Raw genomic sequence first — 16301 nt, 5'->3', positions numbered from 1 at the left:
GTACAATGTTTTTAACCACAAAAACAACTAGGAGGAATCAAATGACCCAATTACACTTTACAATTAATCAAGAAGAAATACAAAATTTAATTAATGAATCTGTAGATAATAAAATTGCTAAATCTATCTTAACAAAAGTTTTTAATGAACTTATGGAAAAAGAAAGAGATGAGTACTTAGAAAATACAGCCTATCAAAGATCCTAACAGAATCACCTACCACAATGGATACTATGAACGTGACTATACAACAAAAATAGGAACATTGACTTTAAGAGTACCTAGAACAAGAGATGGTAAATTCAGGGCACAAGTATTTGAAAGATATCAAAGAAATGAAAAAGCACTACTTGCAACCATACTATAAATGTATGTTCAAGGAGTATCAACAAGAAAAGTATCCAAGGTAATAGAAAATATGTGTGGTAAAACATATTCTAAATCCTTTGTATCATCTTTAACTAAAGATCTTGACGAAGAAGTAAAGCTATGGAGAAATAGTGACTTAAGTGCTACTAAGTATCCCTACATAATTGTAGATGTAGTATACATAAAAGTAAGGGAAAATAATCGATTAGTATCAAAAGCTTGTCATATCACAATAGTAATAAATGAAAAAGGAAATAGACAAATCATAGGCTTAGACCTAAGTTCTAGCAAAAGTGAATATTCATGGTCAACCTTCTTTGAATATTTAAAATCTAGAGGACTATCTGGACTTAAAATGGTAATATCAGATTCCCACAAAGGTCTAGTAAAATCAATAAAAGAAACATTCGTAAATGTAATATGGCAAAGATGCCAAGTTCATTTTTTAAGAAATATCCTATCAAAATCACCAAAGAAAAACACTAAAGAATTTAGAACTGATATCAAAGCACTATTTAAAATCCAAGATATAGGCTTAGCAAGAAAAATGAAAGAAGAAATATTCTTAAAATACGAAACAGAAAAGAAATTTCAAAATTCTTTAGCCACCTTAGATGAATGATTTGAAGATTCCTTCGCATATCTAGCTAATGATGTAATTCATAGTAGACTTAGGTCAACCAATTGCTTAGAAAGACTAAACGAAGAAGTTAGAAAACGAGAAAAAGTAATAAAAATATTTCTAATGAAGAATCAGCCATACGTTTAATAGGCGCAATCCTCATTGATATAAATGAGGATTGGATAACATCTTCTAAATTATATATTAGAATGAAATAGTAAATATTGTGCTGGTAAATTTTACACAATATTATGGACTTGACTAATTTTTTCTTTGCAAAAATAAAGATATTTGGTATAATATCAAAGATACCTTAACTATGGACTAAGCTTCCTCAGACTATTTCATGGTTATGGCGAATATATTTAGGAGGATTTTATGTTAAATAAAGAACAAAAAACACAAATTATTAAAGAATTTCAAAAAGACGAAAAAGACACAGGTTCAGCAGAAGTTCAAATTGCTATTCTTACTCAAAGAATCAAGGAATTAACTGAACATTTAAAAGCAAACAAAAAAGACCACTCTTCAAGAAGAGGACTTTTCAAAATGATTAGACGTAGAAAAGGTCTTTTAAATTACTTAATGAAAAATGATATTGAAAGATATCGTGAAGTTATTGAAAAACTTGGATTAAGAAAATAGTTAAATATGACGGGGCTTATCCCGTCTTTTTTGTAGTTAGGAGAAAAAATGGAAAAAACTTATGAATATAAGTCACAAAATGGATCTGATTTATCTATAAAAATCGGAAAAGTTGCTGAGCAAACAAACGGTGAGTGCCTAATTAGAACTGGTGATACAATTTTATTGGTTACTGCTGTTGCAAGCGACAAACCAAGAGAGGGAATAGATTTTTTTCCACTTATTTGTGACTATCAAGAAAAACTTTATGCAGTTGGAAAAATTCCTGGTGGATTTATTAAAAGAGAAGGTAAAGCTTCAGATAAGGCTATTTTAATTTCTCGTCAAATGGATAGACCACTTAGACCCTTGTTTCCAGAAAATTTCTACAATGATGTTCAAGTAATTGCAACTCCATTTTCTGTAGATGAAGACAATGAACCTGATTGTATGACAACAATCGGTGCATCTATTGCTCTTGGAATTTCTGATATTCCTTTTTATGGACCAGTTGCTGCAGTTTCTGTTGGATATGTTGATGGAAAATTTATTGTAAATCCAAACAAGGACCAAAGAGAAAAATCATCTCTTGATTTAACAGTTGCTGGAACAGCTGATGCTATAAACATGGTTGAAGCTGGTGCAAATGAATTATCAGAAAAAGAAATGCTTGAAGCTATGATGGTAGCTCATGCTGAAATTAAAGAACTTTGCGCTTTTATCCAAAAAATTATTGATGATATTGGAAAAGAAAAAATGGAAATTTCTGAAGAAGTTGAAACTGAACTTCAAAGAAAAATCAAAGATAAATACACAGAAGATATTAAAAATTCTATAAGAACAACTGATAAGGTTCAAAGAGAAGATGACATTAAGAAAATCGAAGAAAAATGCAAAGAAGACTTCTTGGAAGAATTTCCAGAAAGTGAAGATGAAATTCACAAAACTGTAGATTCTATAATGAAAAAAGAAGTTAGAAGAATGATTTCTATTGATAAAATTAGACCTGATGGACGTAAGATGAAAGAAATTCGCCCACTATCTGCAGAAGCTGGACTTTTGCCAAGAGCTCACGGTTCAGGCTTATTCCAAAGAGGACAAACTCAAGTGTTATCAGTTCTAACTTTAGGTTCTCCTGGTGAAGAACAAGTAATCGATTCAATGAATAGAGAAGAAATTACAAAAAGATATATTCACCAATATAATTTCCCACCATTTTGCGTTGGAGATATTAGACCATTAAGAGGACCTGGAAGACGTGAAGTTGGACATGGACACTTGGCTGAAAGAGCTTTGATTCCAGTTTTGCCTGATACAAATGATTTTCCTTACACAATTAGGGTTGTAAGTGAAGTTTTATCATCAAACGGATCTTCTTCTCAAGCTTCAATTTGTGGATCAACCTTATCACTTATGGATGCAGGTGTTCCAATTAAAAAACCTGTTGCAGGAATTGCTATGGGATTAATCAAAGAAGAAGATTCAATTTCAATTCTTACAGATATTCAAGGACTTGAAGACCATCTTGGAGATATGGATTTTAAAGTTGCTGGAACAAAAGATGGAATAACAGCCCTACAAATGGATATGAAAATTTCTGGAATAAATAAAGAAGTTTTAGAAGAAGCCTTGGCTGATGCTCATGAAGCTAGACTTAAAATTCTTGATGTAATAACTTCAGCAATTGATAAACCAAGAGAAGATTTATCAAAGTATGCTCCAAGGATTTTTTCCATAGACGTTGATCCTGAAAAAGTTAGGGATGTAATTGGATCTGGTGGAAAAACAATTAATAAAATAATTGATGCAACTGGTGTAAAAATCGAAACTGAGGATGATGGACACATAACTGTTGCAAGCCTTGATGGAGAAAGCGGAAAAAAAGCAATTGAAATGATTAGATCAATTGTAACTGATCCAAAAGCTGGTGATGTTTATGAGGGCGAAGTAAAAAGAATAATGAACTTTGGTGCCTTTGTAGAAATTGCAATTGGAAAAGAAGGACTCTTACACATATCACAAATTGATACAAAAAGAACAGAAAAAGTTGAAGATGTATTAAAAATTGGAGACAAGGTGAGGGTAAAAGTAACAGAAATTGATAGGCAAGGAAGAATTAACCTTTCAAGAAAAGCCCTATTAATTGAAGAAGAAAAAAAACAATCTAAAGAAGACTAATTTTTTAGAATATATAACTAACTACAAATTTGGGCCAAGTCTTTTGGCTTGGTCCTTAAAAATATTGTAGAAGTAATAGAGGCTGCCAATTAATAGGCAGTTTATTTATTTTCCCCTTTGTTATATAATTTATATGAGGTGAATATGGCAAATACAAATACGAATAGAAAAAGAAAAAAATCTAAATATTCAAAAAAATCTGAAAATGCTAAGTTTAATAAGAAATCATTTTCTATATTTTTTATGTTTGTCTCTCTTTTAGGATTTATATTTTTAATCCTACCAAATACAGGAAAACTTGGAGATTTTATTACATATAATAATTTTAAACTTTTTGGATTTATGTCTTATTTTATTTTTCTTTTTATATTTACAAGCTTTTTGTTTGTATTTATGGATAAATTTAAGTCGAATTTTAAGGTATTTAATATTGTATTTATCCTAATTCTACTTACTATGGCAATTTTATCTATGAAATTTTTAGGTGATAATTTATCTGTATCTTTAAAAACAACCGAAAGATTTATAAGAAAATCTGGAGGAGTTTTGGGAACAAGGCTTGCTTTTTATTTGGAATCTCTTATAGGAAGTGCTGGGATTATAATTTTATACCTTATTTTTTGGATTTCTTTAATCAAAAATGTAGTTGGCATAACTTATAAAGATTTAATTATAAAAGTTAAGGAAAAATCTATAATTTTTGGAAATTTTATAGGGAAAAATTATATGAAAATTTCCAATAAAATAAAAACCCACTTTAAGGAAAAAAAGCTTAAAAAAATTAAAGAGAAAAAAAAGGAAAGAAGAAAAGAAAAAACTCAAAGTAAAGAGGACTCAAATTCTGATAAAGTTATAAATTTAGAAGAAGAAAACAAAAGAGAAATAAAGGATGATTTTGACGAAAGATTTGAAAAAGCAAAAATAAATTCTTATAAGTCAAAACAAGTTGATTTGTCAGATTTTGACCAGACTTTTAAGGAAGAATACACCTTAAATTATAAATTTCCAAAACTAGACCTTCTGGATGATAGGGAAAATGGAAGTGAAGTTGACCAAAATGATATTAAAGATAAGGCGAGAAGAATTGAAGAATGCTTAGATTCTTTTGGTATAAAATCAAAGGTTGTTCAAATAAATATCGGGCCAAGTGTAACTTGTTTTGAATTAAAACCCCAAAGAGGAGTCAAGGTTTCAAAAATTTTAAACTTATCTGATGATCTTTCTCTTTCCCTTGCAACAAGCGATATAAGAATTGAAGCTCCAATTCCAGGAAAAAGTCATGTAGGAATTGAAGTTCCAAATTCTAAAAAAGAAGTTGTCGGCTTAAAGGAAATGATAGCAAGCGAAGAATTTATAAAAAATACAAAGGAACTTCCTTTTGTTTTGGGTAAATCTATATCAGGATCTCCAAAAGTTTCTGCTATAGAAAAAATGCCCCATCTTCTTGTATCGGGAGCGACAGGATCTGGAAAAAGTGTTTGTATAAATACAATTATAATGTCAATTTTATATAAACATTCGCCTGATGAGGTGAAATTACTTCTAATAGATCCAAAAATTGTAGAACTTTCAATTTATAATGGGATTCCTCATTTGATTATGCCAGTTATAACTGATCCCAAAAAAGCTTCGTCTTCTTTATTTTGGGCAATCAGAGAAATGGAAAGACGTTATAAATTATTTGAAGAAAATCATGTAAGAGATATTTCATCATATAGAGATCTTACAGAAATCGATGAAAATATAGAAAAACTTCCTTATATTGTTATAATAATTGATGAGTTATCAGATTTGATGATGACAGCAGCAGGCGAGGTTGAAGATTATATTACAAGACTTGCCCAAAAATCTAGAGCTTGCGGAATTCATTTAATAATTGCAACTCAAAGACCAACAGTTGATGTAATAACTGGAACAATCAAGGCGAATATTCCATCAAGAATTGCCTTTGCAGTTACAAGTCAAATTGATTCTAGGACAATTCTTGATATGAGTGGAGCAGAAACCTTACTTGGAAAAGGAGATATGTTATTTTCTCCGTCAGATGCAATGAAACCTATGCGTATTCAAGGAGCTTTTGTTTCGGATTCTGAAGTTTTGAGAGTTGTAAATTATATAAAAGAAACTCGTGAAGAAGAATATGACAAAAAAGCTATGGAAACTGTTGAAGAAAAAACAAAAGTTATTGAAAACGACGATGAAGATGAATTAATTAATGATGCAATAGAAATTATTATAAATGAAAACACAGCTTCGGTTTCTCTTATTCAAAGGAAATTAAAGGTTGGATATGCAAGAGCTGGCAGAATAATTGATCAATTGGAAGCTCGTGGTGTAATTGGTGGTTACGAGGGCAGTAAGCCCAGAAAAGTTTTGGTAGATCATAGCTATTTAGAAGGAGAGTAAAATGAATATAGCAAATAAAGTTACAACTGTAAGAATGATTTTGGTGCCAGTATTTGTGGTATTATATTTAATTTTTGGTAGAATGTATAATGTTGCTGCAATCTTATATGCAGTGGCATCTTTGACAGATGCTCTTGATGGACATCTTGCAAGAAGTAGAAATTTGGTTACAACTTTTGGGAAATTTATGGATCCTTTGGTAGATAAAATTTTGACTATGGCAGGATTTGTTCTATTAACATCAACAAATATAATTCCAAGCTGGGCAGTTATTTTGATAATTTCAAGAGAGCTAATTATTACAGGACTTAGAACTCTTGCAGCAAGCAACAATATTACAATAGCAGCAAGCAAGGGTGGAAAAGCAAAGACAATGAGTCAATGTGTATCAACAGTTATGCTTTTATTAAACAATCAAACCCTTAATTCTATCGGTCTTGTTATATTTTATATAGCTGTAGTTTTGACAGTTGTATCAGGAATTGATTATTTGGTTAAAAATAAAAAAGTTTTAAATTTAGATGATATATAAATTTAAAATAAGATTTTCACAATAGAAAGGAAAATAAATGGCTAAAGAGATTGATAAGGAAAAAGAAAAAGCCCTAAGTCAGGCTTTTAAAAATATTGAAAAAAAATATGGTAAGGGCGCAATTATGAAAATGGGTGAAGCGCCAAAGGTTGATGTTACTGTAATTCCTACTGGAGCAATAAATCTTGATATTGCCCTTGGAGTTGGCGGACTTCCAAGAGGAAGAGTTATAGAAATATTTGGACCAGAATCTTCCGGAAAAACAACCCTAACTCTTCACTGTATTGCTGAAGATCAAAAATTAGGAAATACTTGTGCCTTTATTGATGCAGAACATGCTATGGATGCAGAATATGCAAAAAGACTTGGTGTAAATATTGATGAATTAATTTTATCCCAACCAGATACAGGAGAACAAGCACTTGATATTGCAGAATCTTTGGTAAGATCTGGGGCGGTAGATTTAATTGTTGTCGATTCAGTTGCAGCTCTTGTTCCAAAAGCAGAAATTGAAGGGCAAATGGGAGACAGTCACATGGGTCTTCAAGCAAGACTTATGAGTCAAGCCTTAAGAAGATTAACTGGAATTATTTCAAAAACAAATACAACAGTAATTTTTATAAACCAATTGAGAGAAAAAATTGGAGTTATGTTTGGAAGCCCTGAAACAACAACTGGTGGTAGGGCATTGAAATTTTATTCTTCAGTAAGACTTGATATAAGAAGAATAAAAACAATCCAACAAGGCGATAATATGGTCGGAAATAGAACCAGAGTAAAAGTTGTAAAAAATAAAGTTGCTCCTCCTTTTAAGGTTGTTGAATTTGATATAATGTATGGAACAGGAATTTCAAAATCTGGAGTAATTTTAGATTCTGCAGTCGACGAAGATATCGTGGAAAAAGCTGGAAGTTGGTATTCTTATAACGGCGAAAAGCTTGGTCAAGGTAGGGAAAATGTAAAAGACTATCTTGAACAAAACGAAGATATTTTAAATGAAATCGAAGAAAAATTAAGACAATCAATAAATACAGATGAGAAAAAATCTAAAGATGAAGAAAAAATTGAAAACGAAGAAGAATAAGAAAATCGCAAGCTAGTAAAATTTTATTAGCTTGCGATTTTTATTTTAAAAATCAAAAAGTGTTAATTGGGTATGGTCTTTTTTTGATAGATTTGATAGGGAAATTCCTATAAGTCTTAATTTTTCATTTGAAAGAATTTGATCTAAAAGCTCCTTGGCAATTTTTGAAATATCTTCTTTTTTTGAAAGAGGAGATAGGAGGGTGTAAGATTTGGTATGAGTTTTGAAATATTCTGTTTTTATTTTTAAATTTATAGTGTAGGCTTTTATATCTTTTTTTCTTAAATCTTCTTCAATTTTTTCAGAAATTTCATCAATGTATGCATAGAGAATTTTTTTATCCTTGGTATTTTTTCTAAAAGTAAATTCTCTTCCTATAGATTTTCTTTCTGTGTAGCTTTGGACTTTTCTCTTATCTTCACCTCTTATAACCTTATAGACATAAGATCCTTGTTTTCCAAAAAGTGATTTTAAAAATTCTTGGTCAAGTTTTAATAAATCTGATATTTTATAAACTCCAATGTTTTTTAATTTTTGAACTGATTTATTTCCAAGCCCGTGGACTTTTTTTATATCTAAATTTTTTAAAATTTCTGGAACATCTTCCTTGTTTATTTCTTTTATTCCCAAAGGCTTATTCCAGTCGCTCGCAAGTTTTGCCAAAAATTTATTGTAAGAAATTCCAATTGATACTCCAATTCCAGTTTCTTTTAAAATATGATTTTGAATTTTTTTGGCAAGAATTTTTTTATCTTCATCATTGTCTATATAAATATAGGCCTCATCAATTGAAACTTGCTCTTTTATATCAGAATAAGATTCGATAATATCAAAAACTTCTTGTGATTTTTTCTTGTAATATTTTCTATCAACCTTTACCATAATCAAATTTGGACAAAGCTGTTTTGCAATAAAAACTGGCATTGCAGAATGGATTCCGTATTCTCTTGCCTTGTAATTTGCTGTTGTAATTATAGATTTATTTGAAAGACCACCGACTGCCATAGGATGATTTTTTAAACTTTTATCCCTAAGCTCTTCGCAAGAAGCATAAAAGGCATCGCAGTCTATATGTAGGATTTTATTCATAATATCACCACTATGATTATACTATATAAATAAAAAATAAATGAAATTCTTTCTTATGGACTAAATGGGTCTATATTTGTTATAATGAATTAAGGTGATTTAATGAGAATAGATAAATTTTTAAAAAATTCAAGAATTATTAAAAGAAGGCAGGTTGCAAAAGATGCTTGCCTAAATGAAAGAGTAAAAATTAATGGCAATATAGCAAAGCCAGGAACTTTAGTTGAAAATGGGGATATAATTGAAATTAGCTTTGGTAAAAGTAATTTGAAGGTCAAGGTCCTTGATTTGATAGATGGTGCCAAAAAAAATGATGCAAGTGATATGTATGAGGTTTTAGATGAATAAGTACGAAAGATACCTAAAAAATAGGTCCAAAAAAAATAAAAGATTTTTAATGATGAGTATCCTTGCCTTTGTATTGGTTTTTTTGTTAGCGAAATCTTTTAATAATAAAATAAATGCACAAATTGGTTCTTTAAATAATGATATAAAATCAACATCTAGTAAAATTTCTTCGCTAAGAAAAGATATAGATACTATAAAAAAAGATTATGAAAATAGAAATACTGATGAGTACAAGGAAAAAGTGGCAAGAGAAAAATTGGGCATGATTAAGAAAGACGAATATGTGTACAAAGACGAAAATAATAAATAAGTTTAAGTCTACTGTAAAAAAATATGATCTAATTAGAGAAAATGATACCATAATTGTTGGAGCAAGCGGGGGCCCCGATAGTCAATTTTTAATTTATTTGTTAAATGAGGTCAAAGATTTTTATAAGATAAATATTGTCCTTGCTCATCTTAACCATATGCACAGGGCTGATGCCACCAATGATGAAAAATTGGTTATCGAAACTGGAAAAATCTTATCTTTTGAAACTTTTATTGAACATAAGTCGATGGATTCTTTCGCTAAAGAGAAAAAAATATCTTCTGAGCATGCTGGAAGAATTTTAAGGTATGAATTTTTTAGGTCTGTAAAAAACAAATACAAAAATGCGAAAATTGCTGTTGCTCATAATAAGGACGATCAAGCAGAAACTGTTCTTATGAGAATAATAAGGGGATCAGGTCTTGATGGTCTTAGAGCAATGGATTATAAAAATAAGGATATAATTAGGCCTATAATGGATTTTAGTAAAAGTGAAATTTTGGAATTTTTGGATGAAAATAAAATTTCCTATCATATTGACTACACAAATTTAGAAACTGATTATACCAGAAATAAAATTAGGCTTGAAATAATACCGGAGATTGAAAAAATTAACCCCAATTTTAAAAATTCCCTAGTTTCCTTATCAGAAATTGCAAAAAACGACTATGATATTTTAAGAGAGATTGAAGATAAAAAACTTGAAAAAATCATAATAAAAAAAGATAAAAATCATCTTTCTTTTGATAAATTTAAATTTGAAGAAATTTCAGATCCTTTAAAGGCAAGACTTATAAGAAGGGCTATAGAAATTTTATATGGTAATATCAATGATTTTTCAAAAACTAATATAGAAGATTTTATAAAAATCGAGTCTTTATCAAATGGAAAGAAAATTATAAAAGATGATTTTGTGTTAGAAAAAAATTATAGGTCTTATGATTTTTACATAAAAAGTGGAAGTTTCGAAAAAAAATATGAAGAAATTTATATGAAAACAAATGATGAGAAGATTTTTGGAAAATATAAATTTAAAACTTCTATAGTTTCTTATGATTATTACAAAAATTCTAGTAAAATGAATAAAGTTTTTTATAGTTTTGAAAATTTGGATGATATTTCAATTAAAATAAGGTATAGATTAAATGGTGATTATTTTACCGCAATGAAAAACGGAAAAAGAAAAAAACTCAAGAATTTCTTTATTGATGAAAAAATCGATAAAAATTTAAGAGATGAAATCCCACTTTTGTTTATAAATGATAAACTTTCTTGGATTGTAAATTTGAGAAGAAGTGAAGATTTTAAAGTGAAAAAAAATGATGATAATATTTTAATGGTAAGTGTGGAGGAGATATGAAAGTTGATTTAGAAGAAGTAATAGACCAAGTATTAATTGATGAGGAAAGTTTGAACAAAAGAATAAAACAACTTGCAAGTCAAATTAATGAATATTATGAAGATAAAAACGAACTTGTACTTGTAGGAATTTTAAAAGGTTCAATTATGTTTATGGCCCAACTTGCTAAAAATATCAGATTAGATTGCACTTTGGAATTTATGGATGTTTCATCATATGATAACGGCACACAATCTTCTGGGAATGTAAAAATTATAAAAGATTTGGACACAGATATTACTGGAAAAGAAGTTTTGTTGGTTGAAGATATAATTGATACAGGAAGAACCCTTGATGCTTTGAGACATTCTCTAATAAAAAGAGGAGCAAATTCTGTAAAAATAATTACCCTACTTGATAAACCTGAAAGAAGAGAAATAGAAATCAAACCAGATTGGTCAGGTTTTAAAATACCAAATGAGTTTGTAGTAGGATATGGTCTTGATTATATGCAAATGTATAGAAACTTACCTTTTATAGGGGTTTTAAAAAGAGAAGTTTACGAGTAAAATAAAGAAATAAAAATGTTAAAATCTTATTAAATTTGGCTTTATTTCATTTTTGAAAAAAGCCTTATTTTTTAAGTTTAAATAAAAATAGGAGGGAATATGAAACAATTTGACAAATTTATTATATTGATTTATTTAGGACTTATAGGATGGCTAGGATTTAAACTTTTTAAAAGTAAAAAATCCAAAAAAAATCTTGAAGGAGAAATAAAAAGTTTTGGAAAAAGATCTACAAATATGGAATATATTTTATTTGCTCTTTTAATTGTAACAGGTCTTATTAATTTATTTCAAGGAATTAGGATGAAAAATCAAACAGCTCTTATAACTGCTTCAGTAATGATTGTTATGGGTTTGGTATTTTTCTTAAATACAAGAACAAAAATGTATATTGCTGAAAATGGAATTTTATTAAATGACTCATTTTTCACATACAAAGAATTAAAAAAATGGGGTTTCGACAAAGAGCGTGGAAGTTTGGTTGTAATTGTAAAAAAGGACCACCAAGAAAGCCAAGAATCTGCTCAAGTAAAATTTGAAGATATTGAAGAAATAAATAGGCTTATAAGAAAGTACAAATTAGGCAAATAGCTTGAAAAATCAAACAATAAGATGTATCATATAAGAGTTAATGTTTAGATAATAAAAATATAGGAGAAAATATGCTACTTGTAGTAGATGTCGGCAATACAAATACAGTAATTGGCGTTTACAATAAAAATAAATTAAAAACAAAATTTAGAATAACAACAAATCAAATTGTAACAAGCGATGAAATTGTTCAAATTTTATACAATATTCTTGCTATCCACAAAATTGATAAGGATAATATAGAAGATACAATCATATCATCAGTAGCACCAGATGTCCTATATTCATGGCAATCAGCAAATAGAAAATTTTTTGGTAGAGAAGCCATGATTGTAGGAATTGGTACAAAAACAGGAATAGATATAAAATATGATAATCCAAGAGAAGTTGGTGCAGATAGGGTTGTAGATGCAGTCGCAGCTTATGAAATGTATGGCGGACCTACTATAGTAGTAGATCTTGGGACAGCATCAACTTTTGATGTTGTAAATAAAAACGGACAATTTTTGGGAGGATCAATTGCACCAGGACTTAAAACAAGTCTTGACGCATTAATAAATAGAACTGCCCAACTTCCAAGAATTGAGTTGCACGAACCAAACTCAGCCATAGCAAAAAACACCTCAGAAGCTATAAATGCGGGTATGGTTTTTGGATACATTGGTTTAATTGATGGAATAATTGAGGAGCTAATAAAAGAAATTACAAAAAAAGAAAAAATATCAAAAGATGAAATTAAAATAGTTTCAACTGGAGGATATTCAGAATTATTAGCATCAGAATCAAGATATATAGAAATAGTTGAAAACGACCTAACCCTTGAAGGCTTAAGATTGATTTATGAGAGAACAATTAAAAAATAAAGAAATCATCTTGGCACCCTTGGCTGGAGTCAGCGATGTTGGTTTCAGATTAATTGCAGAAAAATATGGGGCAGATAAAACTTTTACAGAAATGGTATCAGTAAATGCCCTTTTTTATGATAACAAAAAAACTGACGAATTATTGTTTATTGCTGAAAATGAAAAAAATTGCAATATACAAATTTTTGGTTCAAAACTTGAGGCAATAGAAAAGGTAGTAAAAGATAAAATTAACCCAATAGAAAAGTCAAAAGAAATTTCCTTTAATATGGGCTGTCCCGTTGCAAAAATAACAAAAAACGGTGAGGGCAGCGCCCTTATGGCAAAACCCAAATTGGTTGAGGAAATTTGTAAAACTTTGAGAAAATCTACTGACAAAAAAATCAATATAAAATTTAGACTTGGAATTGACAATGACCATATAAATTATCTAGATATAGGAAAAATTGCTCAAGATACAGGAATTGATTATGTAGTTTTACATGCAAGAACAAAAGAGCAAATGTACAGTGGATCTGCAAATTGGGGCCATATAAGAATATTAAAAGAAAATCTTTCTATTCCAGTTATTGCAAATGGAGATATTTTTTCTGTTGAAGATTTTGTAGAAGTTATTGATAAAACAAAAGCAGATGGGGTTATGCTTGCAAGGGGAGCTATGGGCAATCCTTTTTTATTTAAGGAAATAAAAGATTATATAAAGAATGGATTCTATGAAAAACCAAGCCCTACACAAATAATAGACCAATTAATTGACCAATATAAACTAGAATTAAAATATAAAGAAGAAAAATTAGTAGTAACACAAATGAGAAAACACTTATCACGGTATATAAAAGGACTTAAAAATTCCAGCAAAATCCGTGATGAGTTAAATAAAATAAATAAAATTGACGAAGTGATGGATGAATTAGAAAGATACAAGTCCACACTGAAAGGATGATAAAATGACAGAGAATAAAGAAGTAATTCTATCAAAAGAATACCTACAAAAATTACAAGACGAACTAGAATATTTAAAAACAAAAAGAAGACCAGAAATAGCTGAAAAAATCAAAGAAGCTAGATCTTTCGGGGACCTTTCAGAAAATGCTGATTATGATGAAGCAAAAAATGAACAAGGTGAAGTGGAATCAAGAATTGCAAAAGTTGAAGATATGATAAGACATGCCAAAACTTTTGAAGACTCTACAAACAAGGACGAAGTAAGTGTTGGAAGCAAAGTTTTAATTCATGATGAAGAATTTGATGAAGACTTTGAATATAAAATTGTAGGAACTGCAGAATCAAATCCTCTTGACGGATTTATTTCTAACGAATCACCAGTAGGCGAAGCTTTACTTGGTAAGAAAAAAGGTGAAAAAGTAGAAGTTGTAACACCAAACGGAAAATGCTACTATACTATTAAAGAAATAAGATAGGAGTAAATATGGCAAATAAAAATCAAGACCTCAATGAAATGCTTCAAATCAGAAGGGAAAAATTAGAAAAATTAAAGGATGAAGGAAAAAATCCACACCAAATTGTTAATTTTAGAAACAGAACCCTTTCAACAGAAATTAAAGATAATTTTGATGAATTTGAAGGAAAAAGTGTAAGAGTTGCAGGAAGAATCATGGCAAGACGTGGTCATGGTAATATGAGTTTTATGGATGTGCAAGATTCACTCGGTCAAATCCAAGTTGTAAATCGTAAAAATATCATGGGAGATAATTTTAAAGAAACAAAGGGCTATGATATTGGGGATATAATTGGAATTGAAGGTAAAGTTTTTAAAACTAACCAAGGTGAAGTTTCAATTGAAACAGAACATGCAGATCTTTTGACCAAATCTTTACAAATTTTACCAGAAAAATGGCACGGATTAAAAGATCCTGATATAAGATACAGACAAAGATATGTTGATTTAATTGTAAATCCAGAAGTAAAAGATGTTTTTGTACTTAGAAGTAAAATAATTTCCGAAATAAGAAAATTCTTAGAAAACAGAGGATTTTTGGAAGTTGAAACTCCAATTTTAAATACAATTGCAGGAGGAGCTAGCGCAAGACCATTTACAACTCATCACAATAGTTTGGATATTGGAATGTATTTGAGAATTGCATCAGAGCTTTACCTAAAAAGATTAATAGTTGGTGGCTTCGATAAGGTTTATGAAATTGGCAGAATGTTTAGAAACGAAGGCATGGATGCAACTCATAACCCAGAATTTACAACAATGGAATTGTACCAAGCCTATGGTGATTTCGAAGATATGATGGAAATTACAGAAACTATGGTAGAAACTGTTGCAAATAAAGTAAAAGGTACAAGCCTAGTTGAATTTGATGGAAAAGAAATAGAACTTAAAGCTCCATGGAAGAGAATTTCTATGATTGATGCTGTAAAAGAACATTCTGGAGTAGATTTCAATGAAATTACAGAATACGAAGATGCAGTAAAAATCGCAAAAGAAAAGGGCGTTGAAGTAAAATCAACAAGAGGCGAAATAATTGCAGAATTTTTCGATGAATTTGTTGAAGATAAATTAATCCAACCAACATTTATAATCGATTATCCGGTAGAAATTTCTCCACTTGCAAAAAGAAAAAATGATGACGAAAGCTTAACTTATAGATTTGAAGCATTTGTTAATGGATCAGAAATTGCCAATGCCTTCTCAGAATTAAATGATGCAGTTGATCAAAAACAAAGATTTTTAGACCAAGTTGCAAAAAGAGAAGCAGGCGATGATGAAGCTCATATGATGGATTATGATTTTGTAAATGCTCTAGAAGTAGGCATGCCTCCAACAGGCGGACTTGGAATTGGAATCGATAGATTAATTATGATTCTAACAGGCCAACGTTCAATCAGAGACGTTTTACTTTTCCCAACAATGAAGCCAATAGGCTTAGAAAAGGCAGAAAATAGGGATTCGTCAAAAGAAACTTACGAAACTTACGACAAACTTACGACAGAAAAAATCGACTTTTCAAAAGTAAAAGTAGAGCCATTATTTGAAGATATGGTTGATTTTGATACATTCTCAAAATCTGATTTTAGAGTTGTAAAAGTTAAGAACTGCGAAGAAGTTCCAAAGTCAAAAAAACTATTGAAATTTACATTAGATGATGGTTCTGAAAAAGAAAGAGTTATATTATCTGGTATTAAGGAATATTACAGCGCAGAGAGCTTAATTGGAAAGACACTACTTGCAATTTGTAATCTTCCTCCTCGTAAGATGATGGGAATCGACTCAGAAGGTATGATTATATCTGCAATTAGTGAGTACGATGGAGAGGAAAAACTTAACTTAATAATGTTGGATGATAATATTCCAGCAGGATCAAAATTATATTAAAAGAACACGCTAATTACTAAACTGGGGTTTGTTAT

The 16301-nt window shown here is 29.8% G+C and carries 15 protein-coding genes and 1 pseudogene; 15 read left to right on the top strand and 1 reads right to left on the bottom strand.

Annotated features, from left to right (window positions below; genetic code table 11):
* Nucleotides 1-41: 41 nt before the first annotated feature.
* From BN3265_RS09335 to recA, 6 genes and pseudogenes are all read left to right on the top strand, one after another.
* Nucleotides 42-1208 (top strand): annotated as a pseudogene (locus BN3265_RS09335) (IS256 family transposase).
* Between the two features lie 160 nt (nucleotides 1209-1368).
* Nucleotides 1369-1635, top strand: coding sequence for a 30S ribosomal protein S15 (gene rpsO / locus BN3265_RS06325; RefSeq protein WP_058990694.1), 267 nt, complete (start codon nucleotides 1369-1371; stop codon nucleotides 1633-1635).
* A 48-nt stretch (nucleotides 1636-1683) separates the two neighbouring features.
* On the top strand, nucleotides 1684-3792 hold the full coding sequence (locus tag BN3265_RS06320) for a polyribonucleotide nucleotidyltransferase (RefSeq protein ID WP_058990693.1): 2109 nt from the start codon (nucleotides 1684-1686) through the stop codon (nucleotides 3790-3792).
* A 144-nt stretch (nucleotides 3793-3936) separates the two neighbouring features.
* A complete protein-coding gene (locus BN3265_RS06315; protein ID WP_058990692.1) occupies nucleotides 3937-6198 on the top strand; it encodes an FtsK/SpoIIIE family DNA translocase in 2262 nt (753 codons plus the stop codon).
* Between the two features lies 1 nt (nucleotide 6199).
* A complete protein-coding gene (pgsA, locus tag BN3265_RS06310; protein ID WP_058990691.1) occupies nucleotides 6200-6730 on the top strand; it encodes a CDP-diacylglycerol--glycerol-3-phosphate 3-phosphatidyltransferase in 531 nt (176 codons plus the stop codon).
* Nucleotides 6731-6767: 37 nt separating this feature from the next.
* The gene (recA, locus tag BN3265_RS06305; protein WP_058990690.1) at nucleotides 6768-7814 is read left to right on the top strand and encodes a recombinase RecA; all 1047 of its coding nucleotides are present in this window, start codon (nucleotides 6768-6770) and stop codon (nucleotides 7812-7814) included.
* Nucleotides 7815-7859: 45 nt separating this feature from the next.
* On the opposite strand, the gene BN3265_RS06300 is transcribed toward recA, so the two are convergent.
* The gene (locus tag BN3265_RS06300) at nucleotides 7860-8903 is read right to left on the bottom strand and encodes a DNA polymerase IV (RefSeq protein ID WP_058990689.1); all 1044 of its coding nucleotides are present in this window, start codon (nucleotides 8901-8903) and stop codon (nucleotides 7860-7862) included.
* Nucleotides 8904-9005: 102 nt separating this feature from the next.
* Here BN3265_RS06300 and BN3265_RS06295 point away from each other — a divergent pair, with 102 nt between their 5' ends.
* The 9 genes from BN3265_RS06295 to lysS all read left to right on the top strand — a co-directional run bounded on the left by BN3265_RS06295 (nucleotide 9006) and on the right by lysS (nucleotide 16266).
* Complete coding sequence (locus BN3265_RS06295) at nucleotides 9006-9251, top strand: RNA-binding S4 domain-containing protein (protein WP_058990688.1); 246 nt, start codon at nucleotides 9006-9008, stop codon at nucleotides 9249-9251.
* Nucleotides 9244-9561, top strand: coding sequence for an FtsB family cell division protein (locus BN3265_RS06290; protein ID WP_058990687.1), 318 nt, complete (start codon nucleotides 9244-9246; stop codon nucleotides 9559-9561). Before BN3265_RS06295 ends, BN3265_RS06290 begins: the two co-directional genes overlap by 8 nt.
* Entirely contained in the window at nucleotides 9533-10921 is a 1389-nt protein-coding gene (gene tilS / locus BN3265_RS06285) for a tRNA lysidine(34) synthetase TilS (protein ID WP_058990686.1), read from the top strand. Before BN3265_RS06290 ends, tilS begins: the two co-directional genes overlap by 29 nt.
* Nucleotides 10918-11469, top strand: coding sequence for a hypoxanthine phosphoribosyltransferase (gene hpt / locus BN3265_RS06280; protein WP_058990685.1), 552 nt, complete (start codon nucleotides 10918-10920; stop codon nucleotides 11467-11469). Before tilS ends, hpt begins: the two co-directional genes overlap by 4 nt.
* Before the next feature lie 99 nt (nucleotides 11470-11568).
* Entirely contained in the window at nucleotides 11569-12060 is a 492-nt protein-coding gene (locus tag BN3265_RS06275; protein ID WP_058990684.1) for a DUF5673 domain-containing protein, read from the top strand.
* A 71-nt stretch (nucleotides 12061-12131) separates the two neighbouring features.
* Nucleotides 12132-12923 carry a type III pantothenate kinase gene (locus BN3265_RS06270; protein ID WP_058990683.1) on the top strand — a complete coding sequence of 264 codons (792 nt, stop codon included), beginning with the start codon at nucleotides 12132-12134 and terminating at the stop codon, nucleotides 12921-12923.
* Nucleotides 12901-13866, top strand: coding sequence for a tRNA dihydrouridine synthase DusB (gene dusB / locus BN3265_RS06265; protein ID WP_058990682.1), 966 nt, complete (start codon nucleotides 12901-12903; stop codon nucleotides 13864-13866). Before BN3265_RS06270 ends, dusB begins: the two co-directional genes overlap by 23 nt.
* Nucleotides 13867-13870: 4 nt before the next feature.
* Nucleotides 13871-14344, top strand: coding sequence for a transcription elongation factor GreA (gene greA, locus BN3265_RS06260; protein WP_049691261.1), 474 nt, complete (start codon nucleotides 13871-13873; stop codon nucleotides 14342-14344).
* A gap of 8 nt (nucleotides 14345-14352) precedes the next feature.
* On the top strand, nucleotides 14353-16266 hold the full coding sequence (lysS, locus tag BN3265_RS06255) for a lysine--tRNA ligase (RefSeq protein WP_058990681.1): 1914 nt from the start codon (nucleotides 14353-14355) through the stop codon (nucleotides 16264-16266).
* Nucleotides 16267-16301 lie beyond the last annotated feature (35 nt).

The sequence above is a fragment of the Anaerococcus rubeinfantis genome (assembly GCF_001487145.1).
GTDB lineage: Bacteria > Bacillota > Clostridia > Tissierellales > Peptoniphilaceae > Anaerococcus > Anaerococcus rubeinfantis.
The sequence above is the reverse complement of the archived record's forward strand: the minus strand, read 5'-3'. Positions and strand labels throughout refer to the sequence as shown.